The sequence below is a fragment of the Mycolicibacter senuensis genome (genome assembly GCF_003284925.1).
Lineage (GTDB): Bacteria > Actinomycetota > Actinomycetes > Mycobacteriales > Mycobacteriaceae > Mycobacterium > Mycobacterium algericum_A.
On record NZ_QMEX01000221.1, the window covers coordinates 1 to 4,149 of the forward strand.

Sequence of the window (4,149 nt, forward strand, 5' to 3'; positions counted from 1 at the left end):
GGCCGCTGCGGCCGCCGAGCCCGCATCGGCCGCTGCGGAGCCGGCCTCGTCCGCCACCGAGCCCGCGGCGGCTCCGGAGGCCGCCGCCCCGGCGGAGGCCCCCAACGAACAGCCCGCCGTGAAGGGCCTGGGAATCCAGCGCGGAGCACGACCGCCGGGCAAACGCTGAGATAACAAGTTGGGGCCGTGTGGGTGCACATACGGCCCCAACTTGTTTCTCGGGCAAATTTTGATTGGACAGCTATGGAACCATTGTCGACGTGACCGCTCACCAGTTGCCTCACCAGATGCCCTGGCCTGCCGTCGGCAGCCAGCTGCGGCAGCGGACGTTCGCGCAGTCGACCAAACTGCAGGACGTTCTCTACGAGATCCGCGGTCCGATCCACGCCCAGGCCGCCCGGATGGAGGCCGAGGGGCACCGCATCCTCAAGCTCAACATCGGCAACCCGGCGCCGTTCGGGTTCGAGGCGCCCGACGTGATCATGCGCGACATGATCCAGGCGTTGCCGGACGCACAGGGATATTCGGATTCGCAGGGCATCCTGCCGGCGCGGCGCGCGGTGGTCACCCGCTATGAACTGGTCGAGGGGTTCCCCCGCTTCGACGTCGACGACGTGTATCTGGGCAACGGGGTCTCCGAGCTGATCAGCATGGTGCTGCAGGCACTGCTGGACAACGGCGATCAGGTGCTGATCCCGGCTCCGGACTATCCGCTGTGGACGGCATCGACGTCGCTGGCCGGTGGAACGCCGGTGCACTATCTGTGCGACGAGACTCAGGGCTGGCAGCCCGACATCGCCGACATGGAATCGAAGATCACCGAGCGGACCAAGGCGCTGGTGGTGATCAACCCGAACAACCCGACCGGTGCCGTCTACGGGCGGGAGGTGCTCAGCCAGATCGCCGAGTTGGCCCGCAAGCATCAATTGCTGCTGCTGGCCGACGAGATCTACGACAAGATCCTCTACGACGACGCCGAGCACACGAATATGGCCGCCCTGGCGCCGGATCTGCTGTGCCTGACCTTCAACGGGTTGTCGAAGGCCTACCGGGTGGCCGGTTACCGGGCCGGCTGGGTGGCGATCACCGGCCCCAAGGAGCACGCGACCAGTTTCCTGGAGGGCATCAATCTGCTCGCCAACATGCGGCTGTGCCCGAATGTGCCGGCGCAGCACGCCATTCAGGTGGCATTGGGTGGCCATCAGAGCATCGACGATCTGGTACTGCCGGGCGGTCGACTGCTCGAACAACGTGATGTGGCCTGGAGCAAGCTCAATGAGATTCCCGGCGTCTCCTGCGTCAAGCCGAGGGGTGCGCTCTATGCGTTCCCGCGACTCGACCCGGAGGTCTACCCGATCCAGGACGACGAGCAACTGGTCTTGGATCTGCTGCTGCAGGAGAAGATCCTGGTGACTCAGGGCACCGGGTTCAACTGGCCCGCGCCGGACCATCTGCGCATCGTGACGCTGCCGTGGGCCCGCGAGTTGTCCGGCGCCATCGAACGGCTGGGCAACTTCTTGGCGGGCTACCGGCTGTAATAGGGCGGTTGCGGCGGCGGTGGCCAGCTCGGATCGGTGTTCCCATGCGGGTTGTTCTACCCCTGCCGCCGCCTTCTTGAAAGGTGTTCACCGCTTCTGGCTGGCGCAGCCTGCTGTCACCGGCGCTCCAGCAATCCCGACAGGTAATCGCCGTACCCGGACTTGCGCAGCGCATCGGCTCGGGTAGCGAGCTGGTCGTCGTCGATGAACCCCATCCGCCAGGCCACCTCCTCGGGAATGCCGATCTTGAGTCCCTGGCGACGCTCGATGGTGCGCACGTAGTCGCCGGCGTCCAGCAGCGAGTCGAACGTCCCGGTATCCAGCCAGGCGGTGCCGCGGGCCAGCGCCTGGACACTGAGCCGGCCCTGCTCGAGGTAGGCCTGGTTGATGTCGGTGATCTCGTATTCGCCACGCGCCGAAGGCTTTAGGCCCCTGGCGATCTCGACGACGTCGTTGTCGTAGAAGTACAGGCCCGGTATCGCGTAGTGGGATTTGGGGGTCGCCGGTTTCTCCTCCACCGACACCGCCGTCCCGTCGGCATCGAACTCGATCACGCCATAGGCTGACGGATCGGCCATCCAGTAGGCGAAAATGACAGCACCCGAGACAGCTTGGTGCCGACGCAGGCTGGTGCCGAGGCCGGGACCGTAGAAGATGTTGTCCCCCAACACCAGCGCGACCGACTCGGCGCCGATGTGGTCGGCGCCGATGACGAACGCCCGCGCCAGCCCGTCGGGCTGGTCCTGGACTGCGTAACTGATGTCGACCCCGAATGCGCTTCCGTCACCGAGTAATCGATGAAACGCCGCCGCGTCGTGGCCGGTGGTGATCACCTGGATGTCGCGGATACCAGCCAGCATCAAGGTGCACAGCGGGTAGTAGACCAGCGGTTTGTCATAGACCGGCAGCAACTGCTTGCTGACGCCCATCGTGATCGGATACAAGCGGGTGCCCGAGCCACCGGCCAGGATGATCCCGCGCATGCCGTCGAGCCTAACCGCCATCAGCGCAGGCTCAGTCGACCCGGTCGGCCTCGGTGAGATCCGTGGCGGCCAGCGCCGCATCCAGGCCGTCGTGACGGAACACCGCCGCAACCTGATCGCGCACCACCCGGAACGCGACCGCCTGGGCGGACCCGGCGCCGACGGGGGTCAATTCGGCCACCACGACGCCGCCGTGCACATACATCCGGCCGATGCCGGCGGTGATCTCGGCTTCGGCTGCCCATCGCCGCAACGCCTGATGGCCTTGCGCGGCGCCGTTCGCGTCGGCCACCTCGATGCCGTCGCTGGACAACTGCTCCAAGGTGTCGAGGTCGCCGGCGGCCAAAGCGTCATGCCAGGCGAGGACGGTTGCGATCTCCGATGTGCTCATGCCCTGCAAACTACCGTGCGGGATCGCCCTCAGAAGGCGGTGTGCTCGACCCACTCCTGCCACACCGTCGCGTCGCCGAATACCACGATGTCGGTGTCGGCCACCGGAACCCGGCTCATGATCGCCACAAAGAGGTCGCGGGCCGGACCCCGCAATGCCACCGACCCCTTGCCGTGCTCATGCGACCAGACGAGCGCGGCGGTGTCGGCAGACCGGCTGATGGTCCACTCGCCCGCCTGTCCCAGTCCGTCATCGGTGGCATGCAGGTGCACGGTCTGGCCGTCGGCCAGCGGCGGTTGCCCGTCGCGCCCGGCGCGTACCGTGATCAGGTCGAGAAACTCGGAGATGCCGTCGGCGGCCAACTCCGCCGGCAGGGCGAAATCGCCGCCCAGCGCCAGTGCGGCGTCGGCCCGGTGCACCGTCGCCTCGTGCAGCCGGCGGCGCACCCACCAGGACGCCGGTCGCGGCCCGAGGAACGTCCAGGCCGGGTGGTCGGGGCCGACCTGCGCGACCGCGTCCAGCACCCGTTGGGCGCCGTCGTTCAGCCAGCCGATGGCCGCGTCGGGGTCCGCCGGCGGCTTACCGTCGACGACGTCACGGGGATCCAGTGCGTGGTCCAATCGGTCGGCGACGATCTGCGCGGCCCACCGATGGCCCCGCCCGACATGGCGGAACAGCTGGGTCAGATTCCACTCCGGGCAGGTCGGGACCGCCAGCCCGGGATCACCGGCGCGGACCAGCTCGCCGAAAGCGCGGGTCTCATCGAGCAATGCTGCGGCGTAATCCACGCCGTCAGGCTAGTGGATTATCGGGGCGCTCAGAAGGGCCAGCCGCCCTTGCCGCCGCCACCACCTTTACCCCCGCCACCGAAGTCGGGGAACCACGAGCCGCCACCGCCGCCGCGAACGCCGCTGCCACCGCCACCCAGACCCGGCAGCCAGGGGTTGTTGCCGCCGCCGTTGGTGCCGACCCCGGGCAGCCACGGTGACGGGTTGCCGCCCTTGTTGCCGCCCTTGTTGCCGCCGCCGTTATCGCCCGGCAGCCACGACGGGTTGCCGCCCCCGTTGTTGCCCGGCAGCCACGACGGGTTGTCCTTCTTGTTGCCGCCCCCGTTGTTCCCGGGTAGCCACGACGGATTGTCGTTCTTCGGGGGATTCTGGGCGGGCGGCTTGAAGATCGGCGGCAACTCCGGCTGCTTCGGGGCCGGGGCCGCCGGCGACGGAATCTCGACCCGCGG

4 protein-coding genes and 1 pseudogene are annotated in these 4,149 nt (G+C 67.9%); 1 reads left to right on the forward strand and 4 read right to left on the reverse strand.

Annotated features, from left to right (window positions below):
* Positions 1-233: 233 nt before the first annotated feature.
* On the forward strand, positions 234-1,538 hold the full coding sequence (locus DQP56_RS23030) for a pyridoxal phosphate-dependent aminotransferase (protein ID WP_112689347.1): 1,305 nt from the start codon (positions 234-236) through the stop codon (positions 1,536-1,538).
* A 116-nt stretch (positions 1,539-1,654) separates the two neighbouring features.
* Here the strand turns inward: DQP56_RS23030 and rfbA are convergent, their stop codons facing one another.
* The 4 genes and pseudogenes from rfbA to DQP56_RS24905 all read right to left on the reverse strand — a co-directional run.
* Positions 1,655-2,521: a glucose-1-phosphate thymidylyltransferase RfbA gene (gene rfbA / locus DQP56_RS23035; RefSeq protein WP_112689349.1), complete on the reverse strand. Its 867-nt coding sequence runs from the start codon at positions 2,519-2,521 to the stop codon at positions 1,655-1,657.
* 31 nt (positions 2,522-2,552) lie between these two features.
* On the reverse strand, positions 2,553-2,912 hold the full coding sequence (locus DQP56_RS23040) for a nuclear transport factor 2 family protein (RefSeq protein WP_112689351.1): 360 nt from the start codon (positions 2,910-2,912) through the stop codon (positions 2,553-2,555).
* A 29-nt stretch (positions 2,913-2,941) separates the two neighbouring features.
* Positions 2,942-3,700, reverse strand: a complete 759-nt coding sequence (locus tag DQP56_RS23045; protein ID WP_112689353.1) for a maleylpyruvate isomerase family mycothiol-dependent enzyme — start codon at positions 3,698-3,700, stop codon at positions 2,942-2,944.
* Positions 3,701-3,729: 29 nt separating this feature from the next.
* Positions 3,730-4,149 (reverse strand): annotated as a pseudogene (locus DQP56_RS24905) (hypothetical protein); the annotation flags it as partial.